The 21085-nt window shown below is 72.1% G+C and carries 16 protein-coding genes; 11 read left to right on the top strand and 5 right to left on the bottom strand.

The annotated features are described in order from the left end of the window. The 3 genes from AC5L36_RS18380 to AC5L36_RS18370 are packed head-to-tail and all read left to right on the top strand — an operon-like array spanning nt 1 to nt 6402. Nucleotides 1-4170 carry an RNase A-like domain-containing protein gene (locus AC5L36_RS18380; RefSeq protein WP_494908471.1) on the top strand — a complete coding sequence of 1390 codons (4170 nt, stop codon included), beginning with the start codon at nt 1-3 and terminating at the stop codon, nt 4168-4170. An 18-nt stretch (nt 4171-4188) separates the two neighbouring features. Continuing rightward, the gene (locus tag AC5L36_RS18375) at nt 4189-4698 is read left to right on the top strand and encodes a hypothetical protein (RefSeq protein WP_441217563.1); all 510 of its coding nucleotides are present in this window, start codon (nt 4189-4191) and stop codon (nt 4696-4698) included. A 30-nt stretch (nt 4699-4728) separates the two neighbouring features. Beyond that, the gene (locus tag AC5L36_RS18370) at nt 4729-6402 is read left to right on the top strand and encodes an outer membrane protein assembly factor BamB family protein (RefSeq protein ID WP_441217562.1); all 1674 of its coding nucleotides are present in this window, start codon (nt 4729-4731) and stop codon (nt 6400-6402) included. A gap of 89 nt (nt 6403-6491) precedes the next feature. Here AC5L36_RS18370 and AC5L36_RS18365 read toward each other — a convergent pair whose 3' ends face one another. The 3 genes from AC5L36_RS18365 to aceA all read right to left on the bottom strand — a co-directional run bounded on the left by AC5L36_RS18365 (nt 6492) and on the right by aceA (nt 10580). Beyond that, a complete protein-coding gene (locus AC5L36_RS18365) occupies nt 6492-7508 on the bottom strand; it encodes a GTP cyclohydrolase, FolE2/MptA family (RefSeq protein ID WP_441217560.1) in 1017 nt (338 codons plus the stop codon). Between the two features lie 214 nt (nt 7509-7722). Beyond that, nucleotides 7723-9312, bottom strand: a complete 1590-nt coding sequence (gene aceB / locus AC5L36_RS18360) for a malate synthase A (RefSeq protein WP_441217558.1) — start codon at nt 9310-9312, stop codon at nt 7723-7725. After that, nucleotides 9309-10580, bottom strand: coding sequence for an isocitrate lyase (gene aceA / locus AC5L36_RS18355; protein ID WP_441217556.1), 1272 nt, complete (start codon nt 10578-10580; stop codon nt 9309-9311). Before aceA ends, aceB begins: the two co-directional genes overlap by 4 nt. 125 nt (nt 10581-10705) lie before the next feature. Between aceA and AC5L36_RS18350 the strand changes: the two genes are divergently transcribed. From AC5L36_RS18350 to AC5L36_RS18330, 5 genes are all read left to right on the top strand, one after another. Continuing rightward, nucleotides 10706-12103 carry a short-chain fatty acyl-CoA regulator family protein gene (locus tag AC5L36_RS18350; RefSeq protein ID WP_441217554.1) on the top strand — a complete coding sequence of 466 codons (1398 nt, stop codon included), beginning with the start codon at nt 10706-10708 and terminating at the stop codon, nt 12101-12103. A 751-nt stretch (nt 12104-12854) separates the two neighbouring features. Then, nucleotides 12855-14081: an MFS transporter gene (locus AC5L36_RS18345; RefSeq protein ID WP_441217552.1), complete on the top strand. Its 1227-nt coding sequence runs from the start codon at nt 12855-12857 to the stop codon at nt 14079-14081. A gap of 68 nt (nt 14082-14149) precedes the next feature. Next, entirely contained in the window at nt 14150-14392 is a 243-nt protein-coding gene (locus AC5L36_RS18340) for a hypothetical protein (protein ID WP_441217550.1), read from the top strand. Between the two features lie 2 nt (nt 14393-14394). Next, complete coding sequence (locus AC5L36_RS18335) at nt 14395-15567, top strand: YcaO-like family protein (RefSeq protein ID WP_441217728.1); 1173 nt, start codon at nt 14395-14397, stop codon at nt 15565-15567. Between the two features lie 56 nt (nt 15568-15623). Further along, the gene (locus AC5L36_RS18330) at nt 15624-15974 is read left to right on the top strand and encodes a hypothetical protein (protein WP_441217548.1); all 351 of its coding nucleotides are present in this window, start codon (nt 15624-15626) and stop codon (nt 15972-15974) included. Between the two features lie 8 nt (nt 15975-15982). Here the strand turns inward: AC5L36_RS18330 and AC5L36_RS18325 are convergent, their stop codons facing one another. Both AC5L36_RS18325 and AC5L36_RS18320 read right to left on the bottom strand, forming a co-directional pair. Then, complete coding sequence (locus AC5L36_RS18325; RefSeq protein WP_441217546.1) at nt 15983-16720, bottom strand: SDR family NAD(P)-dependent oxidoreductase; 738 nt, start codon at nt 16718-16720, stop codon at nt 15983-15985. After that, on the bottom strand, nt 16717-17760 hold the full coding sequence (locus AC5L36_RS18320) for a LacI family DNA-binding transcriptional regulator (RefSeq protein ID WP_441217544.1): 1044 nt from the start codon (nt 17758-17760) through the stop codon (nt 16717-16719). The genes AC5L36_RS18325 and AC5L36_RS18320 overlap by 4 nt, the downstream gene beginning before the upstream one ends. A 252-nt stretch (nt 17761-18012) precedes the next feature. Here AC5L36_RS18320 and AC5L36_RS18315 point away from each other — a divergent pair, with 252 nt between their 5' ends. The 3 genes from AC5L36_RS18315 to AC5L36_RS18305 are packed head-to-tail and all read left to right on the top strand — an operon-like array spanning nt 18013 to nt 21073. Then, nucleotides 18013-19350, top strand: coding sequence for an ABC transporter substrate-binding protein (locus AC5L36_RS18315; protein WP_441217542.1), 1338 nt, complete (start codon nt 18013-18015; stop codon nt 19348-19350). After that, nucleotides 19347-20216, top strand: a complete 870-nt coding sequence (locus tag AC5L36_RS18310) for a carbohydrate ABC transporter permease (protein ID WP_441217540.1) — start codon at nt 19347-19349, stop codon at nt 20214-20216. Before AC5L36_RS18315 ends, AC5L36_RS18310 begins: the two co-directional genes overlap by 4 nt. Then, entirely contained in the window at nt 20213-21073 is an 861-nt protein-coding gene (locus AC5L36_RS18305) for a carbohydrate ABC transporter permease (protein ID WP_441217538.1), read from the top strand. Before AC5L36_RS18310 ends, AC5L36_RS18305 begins: the two co-directional genes overlap by 4 nt. The last annotated feature ends 12 nt before the right edge of the window (nt 21074-21085 follow it).

Here is a 21085-nt window from a genome sequence, read left to right as displayed (position 1 = left end):
ATGCGCAAGACCAAGGTAAGAGCGGTCGCCGCCGCGGTGGTGGCGATCCTCGCCGGGGGCCTGCTCGTCGCGCCGGAGCGCGCGGCCGCGGCCGAAGTCGAATACGACCGGGGGTTCGCCGTCTTCCTGCTGTCCGAGGGCGGCCCCTCGACCCGCCGGGCGGCCGAGACCGCGCTGCTCGGCTCGGACGGCGACCTGCGCGAGTTCCTGGCCTCCGGCCGGGTCGCCGCGCAGCGGGCCGACGACCGGGCCGCGGCGCAGGTCCTGGCCGGGATGGACGGCCCCGCGGTACGCGAGGCCGCGGTGCGCGCCCTCGACGGGCCGCCCGAGCAGCTGCGCCAGTTCGTCGAGGAGGGCTGGAAGCAGCCCTGGGCGGCGGACGAGCGGCTGCGCGTACACCGGGTCTGGGAGGCCGGCGGCCCGCGGACCAAGCAGGCGGCGGCAGCCGCGCTGGCCGGTGACGCCGCGGACTGGTCCGAGTTCCTGCTGACCGGCCGGGCCACCGCCGAGCTGGCGGACGACCGCCTCGCCGCGACGCGGATGCTGGCCGGTGCCCCCAACGCCAGCGGTCCGAACCTCGACGCGGCCGCCCAGCGGGCGCTCGGTGGCAGCGCCGACCAGCTGCGCGAGTTCCTGGTGTACGGGCAGTTCGTGGCCCGCGCGCGGGACACCGAGATGGCCTCGATCAAGAGCCTGACCGAGCAGGCCAAGCAGGCCGGCGAGACCACCGCGCGGGAGTCGCTGGCCGCGGCGGAGGCCTCGGCACGGGCGGTGAACGCCGCGGCCGAGGCGAAGAAGGCCGCGGAGACGGCGGCGGCCGAGGCCGAGGCGGCCGGCGGCGCGGCGGGCAAGGCGTCCGCGGCGGCCGGCCGGGCGGCGGACGCGGCGGCGGGTGCGGCGCAGGCGGCGCGCGAGGCGATCGCCGCCTCGAACGCGGCCATGCGGGCGGCCCAGGTCGCCGCCGACGGGGCCCGGCAGGCCACCGCGGCGGCGTCGCTCACCGCGCAGGCCGCCACCCGCGCCCAGCGGGCGGCGGCGAACGCGCGCACCGACGCCGGCCAGGCCGCGGCGGCGCGGCAGGCGGCGCAGGCGGCCCGGGACGCGGCCGCCAAGGCACGCGAGCTCCAGCAGATCAAGGCCGAGCGGGACCGGGCGATCGCCCAGGCCCAGGCGGCGGCCCAGTCGGCACACAGCGCCGCCGCCAACGCGGACGCCGCCGCCGTCGCCGCGAACGAAGCCAGCCACCACGCGGGGGTTTCGGCGGCCCAGGCGGAGCGGGCCCGCGCGGCGGCCGCGGCCGCACAGCGCGAGGCGCACGCCGCCGCGCGCGCGGCCGACCGGGCGCTGTCGTTCGCCCGCGCCGCGGCCGCCGCGTCCGACGAGGCGTTCGCGTTCGCCGCGCAGGCGGCCGACCACGCCGAGCGCGCCGCCGCGGCGGCGGACACCGCGGCCGAACAGGCCGGTATCGCGGAGAAGGCGGCGGAGGAGTCGGCCAAGCACGCGGCCGCCGCGGTCGAGGCGGCCAACGTCGCCGTCGCCGCCGCCAACCAGGCCGTGACCCTGGAACAGCTGGCCCGGCAGGAGGACGCCGCCCGGCTCGCCGAATGGACCGAGCAGGGGGTCAAGGACGCGCAGGACGCCGTCGCGCAGGAGCAGGCGCGCGGCACCGACGCGGGTGAGTACACCGCCTGGAACCGCAAGCTGCTGTGGGACACCGCGGAGCAGGACCGGGTGCCCCCGGCCACGCGGACGCTGCTCACCGAGGCGGCCGCTCCCGGCGCGCCGACCGCGGTGGTACTCGACAAGGGCCGCCGGGCCGCACTGACGCTGGTCTCCACCGGCGGCGAGTGGACCCGGGCCGCCGCCGAGGACGCCCTCGCCGGCGACGAGTTCGAGATGCGGATCTGGCTCGCGACCGGGCGTATGGCCGCGGCCGGTGAGGACGACCGGGAGCGGGTCTGGCGGCTCGTCGACACGCTGCCGGACGGCCCGGAGAAGACCGCCGCCCGCGCCGCGCTCGACGGCGACAACGCGGCCGTGGCCACTTTCCTGCGTACTCGCGCGTACACGGGCAAGGCCGCCGAGGACCGCCGCAAGATCTTCGCGATCCTCAACGCCAACCCCGGGCCCAACGTGCGGGCCGCCGCGGAGCGGGCGCTGGCCGGCACGCCCGCCGACGCGCACCAGTTCCTGCGCGCCGGACAGCACCCGGCACGGACCGCCGACGACCGCCTGGAGATCAACCGGATCATGGCGGCGGGTGGCCCCGAGGTGAAGGCCGCCGCGCAGGTGGCACTCGCCGGACCCGGCTCCTACGCCTCGTACTTCCTGGCCGCCGGCCGGTACCTGGCCGCGCAGCGGGACTACGAGCAGGCCACCCACGTCGACGCGGTACACGCGCTGATCAAGCAGGCGCAGCAGTACGCGGAGACCGCCCGGGCGGACGCCGCCGAGGCCAACCGGGTCGCCGCGGTGGCCCGTAACGCGGCGGAGGAGGCTCGGCGGTGGGCCGACCAGGCGGCCGCGTCGGCGGACCTCGCCGGCCAGCACGCCGCCGCCGCGCAGGCGTCGGCGATCGCGGCCAAGCGTTCGGCGGACGAGGCCGCGCAGTCGGCGGAGACCGCCCGCAACGCGGCCAACTCGGCGCAGGCCAGCGCCAACGCCGCCGCCCAGTCGGCCGCCACCGCGACCGCGGCGTCCCGGCGGGCGCAGGCGGACGCGCAGACCGCGCAACAGGCGAAGCTGGACGCGCGGCAGGCCGCCATGGATGCCAGCAACGACGCCCAACTGGCGGCGCAGGCCGCCAAGGAGGCGATGGACATCTACACCAACCGCCTGCGGACGATGCAGCAGGAGGACCGCAGCACGGACCCGGGCAGCGGCCCCGGTGGCAGCGGTACGGCGGCGGACCAGCACCGAAACTGGTCGTGCCTGTCGATCGAGGCCGTGACGATGCCGAAGGACTGCCTCAACGTCTACCTCAGCTTCACCGAGGCCCTCGTCAACCCGATGAAGTGCGCGTCGCCGGCGGGCAAGGCCACGGCGGGCTGCCAGATGCTCCACGACATCCAGCAGTTCATCGAGGAGAACCCGGAGATCATCCTCGACTTCCTCCAGCTGGCGCTGATGGCGTGCGGGCTGGTGCCGGTCGTCGGCGAGCCGTGCGACGCCATCGACGCGGCCATATCGTTCGCACGCGGGGACATCGTCGGCGGCTTCCTGTCGCTCGGCTCCCTGGTGCCGGTCCTGGGCTGGGGTACGGCGGCGGCCAAGATGTCGGACAAGCTGCGCGACGTCATGCGCATCGTCGACAAGTTCAAGGACAGCTGCAAGACCACGAGCAGCTTTGTGCCGGGTACCCGGGTGCTGCTCGCCGGCGGGCGCACCGTGCCGATCGAGGATGTGCGTGTCGGTGACACGGTGGTCGCCGCGGAGCCCTCCGCGGGCCGGACGGCGCCGAGACCGGTAACCGCCCTCGTCGGCAGCTCCGGCGACAAGGTGATCGTCGACATCGCCGTCGACGACGACGGCGACCGCCACACCCCGGCGCGGACCGTCTCCGCGACGGCGGGCCACCCGTTCTGGGTGTCGCAGCTGGGCCGTTGGGTGCCGGCGAAGTCGCTCGTCTCCGGGGTGTCGCTGCGCACCGCGGACGGCACGACGGCCGACGTGGTGGCGGTGTCCCGGCGGACCGTACGGACGGCGGTGCACAACCTCACCGTCGACGGCCTCGCCACTTACTTCGTGGTCGCGGGAGACGCGCGGCTGCTCGCGCACAACTGCACGAACCTCAAGAAGGACGAGGAGAACACCCCCGCCCACACGATCGAGGAGCACGTCGACCCGAGCGACGCGGACATCCTCGCCCGGGCCGCGGACACCGGCAAACCCGTCGGCCGTTGGACGGACGTCGACACGGCGCAGAAGGTCGTCACCGACGTGGTGGCCGGCAAGCGGCCCGAGATCGACGGCTGGGTCAACCGCGCCTCCCAGGGCGGCAACAGGGAGAAGGTCATCAACGGCTACGTGAAGGACGGCGGGTCGCTCGGCGTCGTCGCCCTGCCGAACGGGCAGATCGTCCCCGCAGGCAACAAGTACCGGATCGTGCTCCAGTACCGGCCGGGTCACAAGAACGGGTTCATCGTGCTGACCTCGTTCCCGCTGAAGTAGTCAGGAGATCGACCAACCATGAAGACACCGCACTTTCTCGTGGCTACGACACTGGTGGCCGGATCGGTGCTGGCACTGACGAGCGGCGGCTCGGCCGCCCGCGAAGCGGCGGACGCACCGGCACCGGCCGTGGAGAACTACGCGTATCCCAACGCCGACCAGGTGCTGGCCCAGCACAACCTGAAGGTGTTCCGCGGCGACGGGCGCATCGTGCTCGACAGCTCCCGCACCTACGACGACGGGCAGTGCGCCCCCGGCCAGATCCAGGTCGAGAAGGCGCTGCCCGACGCACCGTACGGCGTGTACTACTGCTTCCGCACGTGGGGCACGCGGGGCTTCCTCACGCTGGAGGTGCCGGCCACGTTCGGCGTCCGGGGCGGCGACCGGCCGTTGCAGGCCACGGCGGATCTGCCCGAGGGCGAGGACCGGACGTACGCGGTGCCGGCCAACGGGTACGTCGCCATCGAACCCGGCGAGGGATCCGAGCTGCCCAAGGCGATCCTCGTCGAGCTGCGGCTCACGCCGTAGCCACTGGCCGGCGTGTGCCACCCTGGCGCGGTGACTCTGGGAAGGGTGGTCGCGCGCCAGGTCGGGTGGATGCTGCTGGCGGTCGGTGCCGTCCTGCTGGTGGCCGGCCTGTTCCTGCCGTGGGACTGGGCAGGGACACGCCGGCCGCCCACCGCCGCCGTGCTCGCGCTCGTCGGCCTCGGCCCGGTCACCAGCGCCGCCGTCATCCTGCGGTACTGGTGGCCGGGCTCCCGTCCACATCGGGGGCCCGGCCCGCCGCTGGCAGCGGCCGGCGCGGCCGCCCTGGCCACGGTGATCGCGGCCGGGCTGCTGCTACGGATCGACCCCGAGCGGGGCATCCGGATCGGCGGGCCGGAGGCGACACTCGGATGCCTCGGCCTCCTCGCCGGCTGGCTGCTGGTGGCCGCCGGGCGCGACGGCCGTCTCAAGTGGACCCTGACCGCTCTGCTGGCCGCCCTGGTCGTGCTCCTGCTCGGCCCTGCCGCGGCGCCGGCGCTCAGCTGGTACGCCGACGGCCGCTTCGTCCGGCACGACACCAGCACCGCACTGCCCGACGTGGTGCCGGCCGCGCCGGCCGCCCCCACACGCACCAGCTGGCAGGCACGCGTGCCGCTGGTCGAGACCTACCAGGATCCGGCCGCACCGCTGGTGGCCGGCCGCTACCTGGTCCTCACGCACGCATACGGCGCGAGCGCGGTCGACGCGGTGACCGGAGAGACCCGGTGGTCGTACACCCGCTCGGACGGGCTGACCGTGGTCGCCGCGGTGGTCGCCGGCGGCGGCCGGACGGCGGCCGTGCTGTTCGACGGCTACATCGGCGGACTCGTGGTGGGGCTGGACACCGCGACCGGCCGCCAGCTCTGGCAGCGCCGCGACCGCGGCTGGGGCCGGGCGACGACGATGTTCGGCACCGACGCCGCCGTGCTCGTCAACGACCGCACGGCACGCGGCGGCGAGGCGGTGACCCAGGCGCTGGACCCGCGCGGCGGCGTCCTCCGGTGGACCTGGCGGTCGGGCACCGGGGAGCGGCACGGCTGCTGGGCACAGACCGGCACCCCGGCCAGCGACGTGGTGGCGATCGTCGTGCTCTGCGACGCCCGCGAACAAGACTTCGTCGCCGCCTTGTCCACGCAGGACGGCCACGAGCTCTGGCGGTGGCAGCCGGGCGGCGGCGGCGACCGGACCCCCTTCCCACGGTCGATCCGGGCCACCGGCGCCGGCTTCTGGGTCGCGACCACCACACCCGCCACCCGCGACGGCGCCCCGGCCGTCGACACCGCCCGGGTGCTGGACCCGCGGACGGGCACGCCAAGCGCCGAACACCCGCTGCCGCCGGGCCTCCCGGTGTTCGCCGGTGCCACCGCCGTATACGTCGGCGACTCCACCACCGCCGTCGACCTCACCACCGGCCGCGAACGCTGGCGCCGCGACGTACCCGACCTCGCCGGCCGGGCACCGGCCGCGGTCACCGAGCGGGACGGCGCCGCCTACGTGCTGGCGGCAGCCGACGGCGACGCGGCCGCCCCGGGCACCCGGCTGCTCGTGCTCGACACCACGACCGGCACGGTCCGCGCCCAACACCCCTTCGACCCGCCCGGCTGCCCGGCCACCCCACGCTCGACTCTGTCGCTGGCCGCCGCGGCGCTGGTGGTCGCCTCAACCGACCGCTCCGGCGACACCACCTGCCTCACCGCACTCGGCTAGCCCTTCCCCCAAGAGGGGTGAGCGCGACCAGCCGCGAAGGGTGAGGCCCTGACAGGAACTCAGAGCGAAGCCACCTCGGCTCCGGAAGGTCATGGAGTCTTTGCTGTCGAGGTTGGTGGCTCCGTCGGCGCCGGCCCGGTCAGTGTGGCGATGAGGTCGCTGGCGGGTGCGTGGAGCCGCGCGTGGACGTCGTGCCCGTGGATCGACTCGTGGCTCTCGGCCTCGACCTCGACGACGAGGCCGTCCTCCGCGACGATCAGGCCGTCCTGGTCGGCGGCGAGGCCGCCCTGGTCCGTGCGGAGTGAGCGGACGAAGCCGCTGGCGACCGAGCGGACCACGTCTTCGACGAACTGCGGCGCGAGGTGGGCGCGGCGGACCAGGTCGTACTCGTCGGGGCGTTTCAGCAGCTCCTGCGTCAGCGTCGTGTGCGCGGCGAGCGTGCGGTAGAGGTGCTGGTATCCGGGCAGGGCCCCGGCGCTCGCGGCCTCGACGCCGAGCCGCACCGTGCCGCGCTGGCTGTGCGTGGCGATCGGCAGCCGGCGCAGGAGGTCGCTGCCCTCCTCGGTGGTGAGGCCGACCTCGTTGATGAGCTCGGTCAGGGCGTACCCCTGCATGCACGGGCACGCGGTCATGTTGGTGGCCGTGACCCCCTGGCCGACCCTCGGCTCGGGCCCGGCGGTCGCGACGGCCGAGATCTCGACGGTGTCCGGGGAGGGGAGGCCGCTGACCCGCGTGCGCGTGGCGAGCGGGACCCTGGCGCGGAGCCGCACCTCGGCCGCCTCCTGCCGCTGGGTGTCCTGGACGCGCGCGGCGATGGCGGCGGCGAGGTGGCTCAGCGGCAGCGACTCCGGCGCCTGGAGCGCGGTCTGGATCCGCGACATGTGGATGCCGCGCTGGTCGGCGCGGAGCGAGACCCGGACGTCCACGTCGCAGAGCAGGGGCAGGGTGCCGCCGACGAGGTCGTCGGCGACGTGCAGCAGGACCTGCTGGTTGCGCACCGACACGACTTGCAGGGCGACGGGCACGGCCGGGCGCTGGTTGGGCACGTCGTAGAACGCCTCGTCGTATCGGACCGGCGAGGTGACGGACGACATCGGCGTTGGCATGGTTGCCAGTGTGCCGCCCGCCTACTTCAAATCGCTTGCACAGACCTTTCAGGTGGCCGTGGGGACGTGGTAGCTCATCCCTTGCTGCCGAGCTGCCCCATTTGTGCGAGCAGGTCGACAGCCTCCCTGGGATGCACAACCCTCCGGTGTTGTCCCGTCGGCCATCGAGACCACGACGGACGTCGCGGCAGCCCAGGTCTCGCCGGTGGCCGGGTCAGGCTTGGCCGACGAGGTGGCGGGCGTAGGCCTCGATGGTGAAGAACGGCGGCAGCTCCTCGCCGAGCGCGCCGGCGGCGAAGATGGCGGCCGCCTCGGCGAGCCGGCCCTGGTCGCTCGGGCCGCGGTCGAGCCGGAGCGCGGCCAGCTCTTCGTCCATCATGGACCGCACCAGGTCGGCGGTGACGTGGCCACCGCCGGCCAGCGGCGTGCCGTGGTGGATCCATTGCCAGATCTGGCAGCGGGCGATCTCGGCGGTGGCCGCGTCCTCCATCAGGTCGAAGATGGCGACCGCGCCCGTGCCGCTCAGCCAGGCGTCGATGTACCGGAGGGCCACGGCGACGTTGTTGCGGACGCCGTGATAGGTGACCTGGCCCGGCGTCCGGTCGACGGCGAGGAGCGCGTCGGCGGTCACGGTGACGTCCTCACGCAGGCGGTCGATCTGGTGGGGGCTGTCGCCGAGCGCGGTGTCGAACGCCTCCCGGCACACCGGCACCAGGCCCGGGTGCGCGACCCACGAGCCGTCGAAGCCGTCGCCGGCCTCGCGGTCCTTGTCGGCGCGGACCTTGTCCATGGCCACCCGGTTGACCGCCGGCTCCTTGCTGGGGATGAAGGCCGCCATGCCGCCGATGGCGTGCGCGCCGCGGCGGTGGCAAGTGCGGACGAGCAGCTCGGTGTACGCGCGCATGAACGGCACCGTCATGGTGACCGCCGAGCGGTCGGGCAGCACGAAGTCGTCGCGGTTGCCGAAGTTCTTGATGATGCTGAAGATGTAGTCCCACCGGCCGGCGTTGAGACCGGCTGAGTGCTCCCGCAGCTCGTAGAGGATCTCCTCCATCTCGAACGCCGCGGTGATGGTCTCGATGAGCGTCGTGGCGCGGATCGTCCCCTGTGGAATGCCCACATAGGTCTGCGCGAAGCGGAAGACGTCGTTCCACAGCCGCGCTTCCAGGTGGCTCTCCAGCTTCGGCAGGTAGAAGTACGGGCCGCGGCCGGCGTCGATCTGTCGCTGCGCGCAGTGGTAGAAGTAGAGCCCGAAGTCGACGAGGCTGGCCGAGATCGGGCGGCCGTCGACGACGATGTGCTTCTCCGTGAGGTGCCAGCCGCGCGGCCGCACGACGATGGTGGCCGGGTCGTCGCCGAGCTCGTAACGCTTGCCGTTCGGCGCGGTGAAGTCGATGCGGCGGTCGATGGCGTCGATCAGGTTGAGCTGGCCGCTGATGACGTTGTGCCACGTGGGCGACGTCGCGTCTTCGAAGTCGGCCAGCCAGACCTTGGCGCCGGAGTTGAGCGCGTTGACGGTCATCTTGCGGTCCGTCGGGCCGGTGATCTCGACGCGCCGGTCGACCAGGCCCGGTGCCGGCGGCGCCACCCGCCACGACAGGTCTTCGCGGATCGCCCGCGTCTCGGGCAGGAACCCGGGCAGCTGGCCCTCCGCGTAGCGGGCCCGCCGGGCGCGGCGGGTGTCGAGCACCTGCACCCGCCGCGTGGCGAACTCCCCGTCGAGCGCCACCAGGAAGTCGAGCGCCTTCTGGTCGAGGACCTCGCCGAAGCGGTCCTCCATGCGTCCGGTGACCTGGATTCTCATGAAAACTGGGCCTCCTCGGTCGAGCCGCGCAGGGCGGTGGTCTCGGCGTCCGGGTTGAGCACGGTGCTGATGAGGTCGAAGTAGCCGGTGCCCACCTCGCGCTGGTGCTTCACCGCGGTGTAGCCGTCCGCCTCGGCGGCGAACTCCCGCTCCTGGAGCGACACGTAGGCCGGCATGCCCTCGGCCGCGTACCCGCGCGCGAGGTCGAACATCGAGTAGTTGAGCGCGTGGAAGCCGGCGAGGGTGATGAACTGGAACTTGTACCCCATGTGGCCCAGCTCGCGCTGGAACTTGGCGATCGTGGCGTCGTCGAGGTGCTTGCGCCAGTTGAACGACGGCGAGCAGTTGTACGCGAGGAGCTGGTCGGGGTGCTCGCGCTTGACCGCCTCGGCGAAGCGGCGGGCCACCTCGAGGTCGGGCGTGCTGGTCTCCATCCACAGTAGATCCGCGTAGGGCGCGTAGGCGATGCCGCGCGCGATGCACGGCTCGATGCCGTCGCGGACCCGGTAGAAGCCCTCGGCCGTGCGTTCGCCGGTGACGAACGGCCGGTCGCGCTCGTCGACGTCGGTGGTGATGAGCGTGGCCGCCTGCGCGTCCGTGCGCGCGACGATCACCGACGGGATGCCGGACACGTCGGCGGCGAGCCGGGCGGCGTTGAGCGTGCGGATGTGCTGGCCGGTCGGGATCAGCACCTTGCCGCCGAGGTGGCCGCACTTCTTCTCCGACGCGAGCTGGTCCTCCCAGTGCACGCCGGCCGCGCCGGCGGCGATCATCGCGGTCATCAGCTCGTACGCGTTGAGCACGCCGCCGAAACCGGCCTCCGCGTCGGCCACGATCGGCGCCAGCCAGTCGAACGGCGGTTCGGCCCCCTCGGCCGTGGTGACCTGGGCGGCGCGCAGCAGCGCGTTGTTGATGCGGCGCACGACCGCGGGCACCGAGTTGGCCGGGTAGAGGCTCTGGTCCGGGTAGGTGTGCCCGGCGAGGTTGGCGTCCGCCGCCACCTGCCAGCCGGACAGGTAGATCGCCTTGAGGCCGGCGCGAACCATCTGCACCGCCTGGTTGCCGGTGAGGGCGCCGAGCGCGTGCACGTACGGCTCGTCGTGTAGCAGCGCCCACAGCCGCTCGGCACCCCGGCGGGCCAGCGTGTGCTCCTCCTGGATCGCGCCGCGCAGGCGCACCACGTCTTCGGCCGTGTATGTCCGCTCGACGCCTCGCCAACGCGGGTCTGTCGTCCACTCGTCCTGCAAGCGTTGCGCGTTCGTGTTCATTCGCAGAACTTCGCATCCGGGCCGTCGACCCGTAAAGGGACGGAAACAGCCAATTATTGAGAAGCCTCTACGCGATTTTGCAAACTTGCGAATTCACTCCTTTTCAAGCCTGCTAATCTGTCGTGATGACCAAGACATTCGCGGGGGCACGGCTGCGACGCCTGCGCGAAGACCGCACGATCAGCCAGGTCGACCTGGCCCGGCAGCTTGGCATCTCGGCCAGCTACCTCAACCAGATCGAGCACGACGCGCGGCCGCTGACCGTGCCGGTGCTCATCCGCATCACCGAGCTGTTCGGCGTCGACACGACATTCTTCGCGCCACACGACACCCCCCGACTCGTACACGACCTGCGCGAGGCGTTGCCGCCGCGGGTCACCGTGCCCGACCTGACCGAGCTCGCCACCAAGCTGCCCGAGGTGGCCGAGGCCGTGATCGAGCTGCACCGCCGCTACCGCCAGGCCGGCGACCAGCTGGCCGAGATCCTCGGCGACCGCGAGCTGGTGGCCGGGCGCAGCCCGCACGACCAGGTGAGCGACTTCTTCTACCGCCGGCAGAACTACATCCCCGACCTCGACGAGGCGGCCGAGGCCCTCGCCGAGCGGATCGGCGTGCGGCGCGGCGAGACCCGCGCGGTGCTGGCCGACCGCCTCGCCGAGCGGCACGGCATCCGCATCACCCGCGACGACGCCGCGGCGCTCGCCGGCGAGCTGCACCGCTACCGCCCGGAGACGCGCACGCTCCACCTCTCCACGTCGCTGCGGCCGGGCCAGGAGGCGAGCCGCATCGGCGCGCAGATCGGCCTGCTGGAGTGCGCCGACATCATCGACGAGATCATCGAGGAGGAGCAGGTCGACGACACGCAGACCCAGATCCTCATGCGGGTCGGCCTGGCCAACTACTTCGCGGCCGCGCTCATCTTCCCCTACCAGCGCTTCCTCACCGCGGCCGAGACCATGCGCTACGACATCGAGCTGCTCACCAACCACTTCGCGATGGGCTGGGAGTCCGTCTGCCACCGGCTCAGCACCCTCCAGCGCCCCAAGGCCCGCGGCGTGCCGTTCTCCTTCGTGCGCGTCGACCGCGCCGGCAACATGTCCAAACGCCAGTCGGCCACCGGCTTCCCGTTCTCCCGCTCGGGCGGCACGTGTCCACTGTGGAACGTCTACGAGGCGTTCAGCGCGCCCGGCCGGGTGACGAGGCAGATCGCCGCGATGCCCGACGGCCAGCGCTACCTGTGGATCGCCCGCACCGTGACCCGCCACCGCGGCGGCTTCCGCCAGCCCGGAAAGAGCTTCGCGATCGGCCTCGGCTGCGAGACCCGCCACGCCGGCCGCCTCGTCTACTCCGACGGCATGGACCTCGACGCGACCGGCGCCGCCACCCCGATCGGGCCCGGCTGCAAGACCTGCGAGCGCCTCACCTGCGCCCAGCGCGCCGCCGCCCCGATCGGCCGCCGCCTGGACCTCGACGAAAACCGCAGCACCTTCATCCCGTACCCCCTCAAGACGGACGGCATGTAGCGCTCTACGACGTTTCGGAGTCGGGGTGGCTTCGATCCCTATTAGACAGAGATGTGAGCTACCGCGATGTGCGTCGTGGTCCAGGCCGCTGCTCCCGCGGCCTCACCCGTCCGCCGCTGGTCGCGCCGTTGGTCGACGTTTGTCCACAATGTCTATTCCCGGATCGGCGATCCGGGAAAGCAACGGGGTTGTCGTCGCCGCGTGTAACCGCCACGAGGGTGTGAGCCGCGCGAGATTCGAGATCTAGGAGAGTAGGGCGCTATTTCAACCCCAAGTCTCCTAGATCTCGAAGTCCCGACCTCTGGGCTGGTGACGGTGCGTCAGGATGGCGGAGGTAGGGTCCGCGACGGACGCCTTCGGGCTTGTCTCGCGGAGCTGGCAGTGGACGGCCGGGGGTTTCGGCGAGATGGGGGCCTTCGCGGGCCGGTTGTGGCTGGTCTGTTGGGAAGGCTGTCGAGCTGAGCGCACCGCTGCGTTCACGCCGTCGTGCGTGCGGCGGTGGGTCGATGGGGGTGGCCCACTGTAGGAAGCAGAGCAAAGGCATCCCGCGCGCACCTACCCCCGGCCGGGGCCCGTGAGGCCCGGCGCAGCCGCTGGGGTGAGCGTGACCAGCGGCGGACGGGTGAGGCCGCGGGAGCAACGGCCTGGACCACGACGGGCGTCGCGGTAGCTCACATCTTCTGTCCAAGTAGGGATCCAGAGGGGGCCGAAGCTACCCCGACTCCAAAAGGTCTCTATATAGGGTGGCCGGGTGTCGGTGGAGGCGTCGGGGCGGTTGCTGGCCGAGCGGGACTTCCGGCGCTGGTTCGTGTCGCGCTCGACGTCGTTCGCCGGCACCGTGGCGAGCGCGGTGGCGCTGCCGCTGCTGACCTACCAGACGAGCGACTCGCCCGCCCTGACCGCCGCGGTCGTCGGGCTGGAAGCGTTGCCGTACCTGCTTTTCGGGCTGTTCGCCGGTGCGGCGGCCGACCGCCTGCGGCGCAAGGCGATGATGGTGAGCGCCGACATCGCGTGCGCGGCGCTGCTCGCCACCGTGCCGCTGGCGCACGCGCTCGGCGTGCTGACGGTCGGGCACGTGCTGGCGGTCGCGTTCGGCGTGGGGTGCGGGTTCTGCTGGTTCGACTCGGCCGCCTGGGGTGCGCTCGCGCGGCTCGTCGGCAAGCCGAGGCTGCCCGCGGCCAACAGCCTGATCTGGTCGACCGAGATCGTGCTCGCCATCGCGGTCCCGGCCGCCGCCGGCCTGCTCGCCAGCCTGGCCGACCCCGCGGTGGTCCTCGCCGGCGACGCCGCCACCTACCTGGTCTCCGCCGCCCTCCTCGTGCGGATCGGGACCGACCTCGACCCGCCGGTCCGCGCGGAGTCGCACGTGCGGGCGGACATCGCCGAGGGGCTGCGCTTCCTGTGGCGGCAGCCGGTCATCCGCACGATGAGCCTGACCGGCTTCGGGCTCAACCTCGCCGGGGGCGGCGCCTCCGGGCTGCTCGTCGTGCACGCCGACAAGGTGCTCGGGCTGAGCTCGCCGGACCGCCGGGTCGGCCTGCTCTACAGCGCCGCCGCGGTCGGTGGCCTGGCCGCCGCCGTGCTGCTGCCGCGCGCGGCCCGCACGCTCGGCGCGGGCAAGGTCTCCATCGTCGCGTACGCGCTGTTCGTGCTGGCGCTGCTCGGGCTCGCGGTCACGCCGGTGTTCGCCGGCGCGCTGCTGCTGTGGGCGGCCTGGGAGCTGGGGCGCGGCGCCGGCAACATGAACGGCATCACCGTCCGCCAGCAGCTCACGCCCGACGAGCTACAGGGGCGGGTCAACACCACCGGCCGGATGATCTCCTGGGGCGGCACCCCCTTCGGCGCGCTGGTGGGCGGCGGGGTGGCCGAGCTCGCGGGTGTCCGCGCGGCCTACGTCGTGCTCGCCGTGCCGGTGGCCGTCGGCCTCGTCGCGCTGGTCGCCTCCCCGGTTCGGCGCCTGCGGGTTCCGGCCGGATAGGCGACTGTGCGCGGCGCGGCGCGGTCCTACGATGCGGGGATCGAGAGCCTGCGCTGGGGGAGGGTTCGATGGAGATCGACGGTCTGCGACCCGATGAGCTGCAAGAGCTGCTGGAGAGCCTCGACGTTCCCGCCGGCCGTGGCGGCGCGCGCCTGTGCCGGGTGACGGCGGCGGCCTGGCCGGGCGGCGTGAGCCCGTGCCGGGTGGTGGTGGCCGGCTGCGCCGACGTGGTCAGCCGGTGCCGGGTGACCGACGCCGGCGCCAACCTCTGCCGCACCATGCCCAACGCCTGCCGCGTGCGGCCCGCTTGACGGTGCGCCTGCGCGACCGGGTGCCCAAGGCGCGTGGCACACAGCGCGAGTGCACGGCCGAGGAGACCTACGAGCGGATCCGGCCGCACCTCGCCCGCGCCGGCATCACCGAGGTCGTCGACGTCACCGGCCACGACCGCCTCGGCATCCCGGTCTTCACCGCCCTGCTGCCGCGGTCCGTCGACGACGTCCCCGTCTACGGCGGAAAGGGCCTGACCCCGGCCGAGGCGCGGGCTTCGGCGGTGATGGAGGCGGTCGAGCGCTTCGCCGCCTGGCTGCCGCTGCGCCCCACCGCGATCGCCTCGTACGCCGAGCTCGCCGCCGCGGGCCGCGCCGCCGTCCGCCCGGCCGACCACAACCTCGCGCCGCACCCGGAGTACACCGACGACGCGCCCGTCTTCTGGGTCACCGGCCACGACCTGCTCCACGACGAGCCGGTGCTGGTGCCGCACGGCGCCGTGGCGTACGGGCCGCAGCCCGCGTCCCCGCACTGCTACACCGTCACCACCACCAACGGCCTGGCCTCGGGCAACAGCGTGGAGGAGGCGGTCTGCCACGCGCTCTGCGAGGTGGTCGAGCGGGACGCCATGACGCTGGCCGAGGTGACCGGCGACCGGATGCGCTCCATCGTGGACGGTGTGCCCGAGACGGAGTGGCTCGACCCCGGCACGCTGCCGGCGCGGGCGCGGGCGCTCGTGGCCGGCTTCGCCGGTGCCGACGTCGAGCCGCGGCTGCGGTCGATCGCGACGGACCTCGGCGTGCCCAGCATCCTGGCCGTGGCGGCCGAGGGTGGGCGCCAGCACTCCGGGTTCGGCACCCACCCCGACCTGGAGGTCGCACTCACCCGCGCGATCACCGAGTGCGCCCAGCTCCGTGCCGCCGGCGGCCCCGGCGTGGAGTCTACTGTGGACGAGGCGGCGATCTTGGATGCGTCCGCGCTGCCGACCTACCCGAGCGACGACATCGCCGCGGACGTCCGGTTTCTGCTCGACCGCCTCCGCGCCGCCGGCCTGGCGCGCGCCGTCGTCGTCGACCTGTCTCCGCCCGGCATCCCGGCACACGTGGTCCGCGTGGTCGTGCCCGGCCTCGAGTCGTGGGCGATCGACCGGTCGCGGCTCGGGACGCGGGCCACCGACGCCTGGAACAACGCGGTGGCGCTCATCACGCATACATGAGGGTGCGACGGGGTAGAGCGATCACGACATTCACGCGCCAATCGAAAGCGATCGCCATGTCGATCTCCCTTGAGGACCAGGTCGTTTCCCTGGCCTACCGCGAGTACGTCCACTACCTGCGCGGCCGGCTGGCCAAGGCCGAGGCCGGGCTCGCCGCGATGAACGACAGGTACGAGCGGGCGAGGACCCACTTCAACCAGACGCAGGCACGCCGGGGCATTACCCCCGAAACGGACGTGGTCAACTACATCGAGCTGAAGTCGATGAACCCCGAGCTCAAGTTCTGGTACTCCAAAGTGGAGCACTACCAGCGCGAGCTCGCCGCCTACGGCACGGCCCTGACCGGCCTGGAGGCCGCGCACCGGCTGCTCGGCCCGGACGACAACTGGATGTCCGCGGCCGACTGACCCGGGGGTCAGCGCAGGTAGGAGGCGCCGTTGAGGTCGAGGACGGCGCCGCTGGCCCACTCCGCCTCGGGCGAGGCCAGGTAGTGCACGGCGGCGGCGATCTCCGCGGGCTTGGCCACCCGGTTGAACGGGCTCTGCGCGCGGATCCCGTCGCCGCGCGGCGCCTTGAGGTGCTCGTTGGTCATGTCGGTCTCCACGAAGCCCGGCGCGACCGCGGTCACCGCGATCCCCTGCGGGCCGAGGGCGAGGGCGAGCGACTGGGTGAGGGCGTTGAGGCCGGCCTTGCTCGCACCGTACGCCGGCTGGTCGGGCTCGCCGCGGAAGGCGCCGCGCGAGGAGACGTTGACGATCCGGCCACCGGGCCGCATGTGCCGCACCGCGCACCAGCACACGTTGGCCGGACCGACGAGGTTGACCGCCAAGGTGTGCCGCCAGGCCTGCTGCCACTCCTCGTACGACGTGGCGATGACCGGGTGCGGCGGAAACACCGCGGCGTTGTTGACCACGACGTCCAGCCCGCCCATCGCCTTCGCCGCCTGGTCGACGAAGCGGCGGACCGCGCCCGCGTCGGCGACGTCGCCGTCGACCACGACATGGCCCTCGCCGGGCAGCTCGGCGCGGAGCGACTCGGCCAGGTCGGCGGACGTCCGGTGGTGGATGGCGACGCGGTCGCCGCCGGCGGCGAAGGCGCGCACGATGGCCGCGCCGATGCCCCGCGAGCCGCCGGTGACCAGAACAGACCTCATCCGATCATGGTAGAGGCGCGGCCGGCGGTGCTCTCCCGCACGATCAGGCGGTGCGGGGCGCGCAGCTCGAGGCCGGGTGGGGGAGTGGCGCTGCCGATGCGCAGCAGCAGCCGCTCGACCGCCGTCGTCGCGATCATCTCCTTGTCCGGGCAGATGGTCGTGACGGTCGGGTTGGAGTAGCGACCGTCCTCGATGTCGTCGTAGCCGATGACCGCCACGTCCTCGGGCACCCGCAGCCCGCGGCTCACCAGCGTGTGGATGGCGCCCAGCGCCACCAGGTCGCTGTAGCAGAAGACCGCGTCCGGCGGGTGGTCGCGGTCGAGCAGGTGGGCCATCGCGCCGGCGCCGTCCACCCGGTTGAACCGCGGCGTGCCGATGATCAGGTCTTCGTGCACGGGTAGGCCGCGCCGCTCGTGCGCCTCGCGGAAGCCGCGGGTGCGCAGCTGTGCCGCCTCGCCCGTCTCGTACGGCTGGTCGCCGATCGCCGCCAGCCGGGTGCGGCCGAGGTCGAGCAGGTGCTCGGTGGCCTGGCGGGAGGCGGTGACGTCGTCGATGCCGACGTGGTCGAACGTGCCGTCGCTGACCCGCTCGCCGAGGATAACCAGCGGCAGGCCGGGGTCGCGGTCGGCGAGCGCCTCCTGCGACAGGCCGAGCGGGCTGAAGATGACGCCGTCGAAGAGCAGCCGGCTGGAGCCGTGGTTGATGAGCATGCGCTCGTGCTCGCGGTCGCCGTCGGTCTGGTCGATCAGCACGTTGTAGCCCTGCACGCGGGCGGCGCGGATGATGCCCTGGAGCAGCTCGGAGAAGTACGGCGTGTCCAGGTACGGCACGACGACGGCGATCTGGCCGGAGCGGCCGCGGGCGAGGTTGCGGGCGAGCACGTTGGGGGTGTAGCCGAGCTGCTCGACGGCCTGCTGCACGCGCAGGCGGGTGCGCTCGGTGACGTTCGCGTAGCCGTTGACCACATTGGACACCGTGCGGCTGGAGACGCCCGCCAGCTCGGCCACGTCGCGGAGGGTTACCTCCCGTCCTCGTCGCATGGGCCTCCGTTCGTCGATGTGCCTCGACCTGAAGTTTCCGGCACGTTACCCCTTGTCCACCATCGTCGATGAGTGCATGCTGTTTGCAGCGCTGCAAAATCGTAGCAGGGCGGGGTGGATGAAAGCCCATTCCCGCAGCACAGCGGCCGTGAGCCACGGCGAGACTCGACGGCCGGCCCTTGGTGTGCCAGCACCGCGGGCCGGCCTACCTAACACGCGTGTGAAGCGTTTCGAATCCCCTCGGAGGGACCGATGAGTGTCAGGCACTTCAGTGTAGAACGGAGCCGGATTCGATTTCTGCTGACCGCTTTCCTGGCCGCGACCGCACTTGTCGTCGCCGGCTGTGGCGGTGGCGACGACAGCGAAGAGCCGAGCGGGCCCGTCAAGATCAAAGTCTGGGCCTGGTACCCGGCGTTCCAGGGTGTGGTCGACCTCTTCAACCGCACCCACACCGACGTGCAGATCGAGTGGGAGAACGCGGGCGCCGGGCAGGACCAGTACACGAAGCTCCAGACCGCGCTCAAGGCCGGCAAGGGCGCGCCCGACGTCGCGATGCTGGAGTTCCAGGAGCTGCCCACGTTCCAGCTCACCAAGCACCTCGTCGACATGGGCAAGTACGGCGCCAACGACATCAAGGGCAACTACGTCGACTGGGCCTGGAAGCAGGTCAGCAACGGCGATTCGGTCTACGCCGTCCCGGTCGACGCCGGCCCGATGGCGATGCTCTACCGCGAGGACATCTTCCAGAAGCACAAGCTCACCGTCCCGAAGACGTGGGCGGAGTACAAGGAGACGGCGCAGAAGCTCAAGGCCGCCGCGCCGGGCAGCTTCATCACCGACTTCGGCGCCAACGACGGCGGCTTCATGACCGGGCTCATGTGGCAGGCGGGCGCGCGGCCCTTCGAGTACACGGCCGCCCAGTCGCCGAACGTCGGCGTCCGGCTCAACAACGACCCGGCGAAGAAGGTGATGGCGTACTGGGAGGACATGGTCGACAGTGGACTCGCCGACACCGTCGCCTACGGCACCACCGACCAGTACGCCGGGCTCGGCAGCGGCAAGTACGCCACGTACATCGCGGCCGGCTGGGGCCCGGGCTACCTGGCGAGCGTGGCCAAGACGACCTCGGGCAAGTGGCGGGCCGCTCCCATTCCACAGTGGAACGCGGGGGAGAACGCGCAGGGCGACTGGGGCGGTTCGTCGTTCGCGGTGACCGACCAGACGAAGTATCCCGAGCAGGCCACGAAGGTGGCGATGGAGATCTTCGGCGCCAACAAGGACGCCTGGAAGATCGGCATCGACGAGGCGTTCCTCTTCCCGACCGCCACACCGATCCTGGAGTGGGACTACTTCGTCACCAAGGAGTACGAGTTCTTCGGCGGCCAGAAGGTCAACGAGGTCTTCGTGCCGGCGTACAACGGGATCGGCGAGTTTCAGTGGAGCCCGTTCAACAGCTACTACTTCAACCAGCTGACCACGAACCTCAACCAGGCCATCGAGAAGAAGACCTCCTGGACGGCCGCGCTCGACACCGCGCAGCAGAACATCACCACCTACGCCTCACAGCAAGGTTTCAAGGTCGCCTCATGAGTGTTGTCGCCCGTCGACCGAAGGTGGGCCGGCAGGCCGTGGCGGGGTGGCTCTTCGTCGCCCCGTTCACGGTCCTGCTCGTGTTCTTCCTGCTGCTGCCCATGCTGTACGCGGCCAAGCTGAGCCTCTACCGCTCCACATTGGTCGAAGGTGAGGTCTTCGCCTGGCTCGACAACTACCGGCAGGCGCTGAACGACCCCGAGTTTCGCCGCGGCGTGGTGCGGGTGCTGGTCTTCGGCGCGGTGCAGACGCCGGTGATGATCGGGATCGCGCTGGCCGCGGCGCTGCTGATCGACGAGGTGACGTCGCGGTTCTCCCGGATCTTCCGGCTCGCCGCGTTCGTGCCGTACGCGGTGCCGGTGGTCATCGGCACGCTCATGTGGGGCTTCCTCTACAGCCCCAACACCGGCCCGTTCCGCGCGGATTTCCTCTCGTCCGGCACGGTGCTGTACTCGCTCGGCAACATCGTCACCTGGCAGTGGGCCGGCTACAACATGATCGTGCTGTACGCGGCGCTCCAGGGTGTGCCGCGCGAGGTCTACGAGTCGGCCCGGATGGACGGCGCCGGCGCGGTGCAGACCGCGCTGCGCATCAAGACCCCGATGATCTCGACCGCGATCGTGCTCGTCACGATCTTCACCATCATCGGGACGCTCCAGTTCTTCACCGAGCCGCTGATCCTCCAGCCGCTCAACCCGGGCGCGATCACCAACAGCTACACCCCCAACGTGTACGCCTACCACCAGGCCTTCTCGTACCAGCAGTACAACTACTCGGCCGCCATCTCGTTCCTGCTCGGCGCGGTGGTGTTCGTCGGGTCGTACATATTCCTGTTCGTCACCCGCCGAAGGAGCGCGTTGCGGTGAGCAGGCCAGCGAGAACCACCGGCGGCCGGATCGCCTCGCACGCCGTCATGGCGGTCATGGCGGTGTACTTCCTGCTGCCCTTCTGGTGGCTGCTCGTCGCCTCCACAAAGGACAACGACGGGCTGTTTGGCTCGGCGCCGTTGTGGTTCAGCGACGACTTCAAGCTCTTCGACAACCTCTCGACGCTTTTCAGCAACGAGGGCGGCGTCTACCTGAAGTGGCTGCGCAACTCGGCGCTGTACTCGGTGGCAAGCGGCGTCGGCGCCACCGCGGTCGCCGCGCTCGCCGGGTACGCCTTCGCCAAACTGCGCTTTCCCGGCCGCAACATCCTCTTCGCCACGCTGCTCGGCCTCATCATGGTGCCAGCGACCGCGCTCGTGCTCCCCACCTACCTGCTGATGAGCGAGGCCGGCCTCACCGATACCGTGTGGGCGGTGATCCTGCCGTCGCTGCTCAACCCGTTCGGCGTGTACCTGCTGCGGGTCTACGCGCACGACTCGGTGCCGGACGAGATGCTGGAGGCGGCCCGCATCGACGGCGCGGGCGAGCTCCGGGTGTTTCGGAGCGTGGCGCTGCCGGCGATGCGGCCCGCGCTGGTCACCGTGCTGCTTTTCACGATGGTGGCCACCTGGAACAACTTCTTCCTGCCCCTGGTGATGCTCAGCGACAACGACCTCTTCCCGCTCACCGTGGGGCTGCGCACCTGGTATCAGCAGGCGACCCTCGGCAACGCCGGCCCGGCGCTCTTCAACGTCATCGTCGTGGGCGCGCTCGTCGCCATCGTTCCCCTCATCGTCGCGTTCCTGATGCTCCAGCGATACTGGCGCGGTGGGCTCACCATCGGCGCCCTCAAGTGACCCCTCGAAGGG

The sequence above is a fragment of the Phytohabitans sp. LZ39 genome, from assembly GCF_059359075.1.
This window is presented reverse-complemented; position numbering and strand designations above follow the sequence as displayed.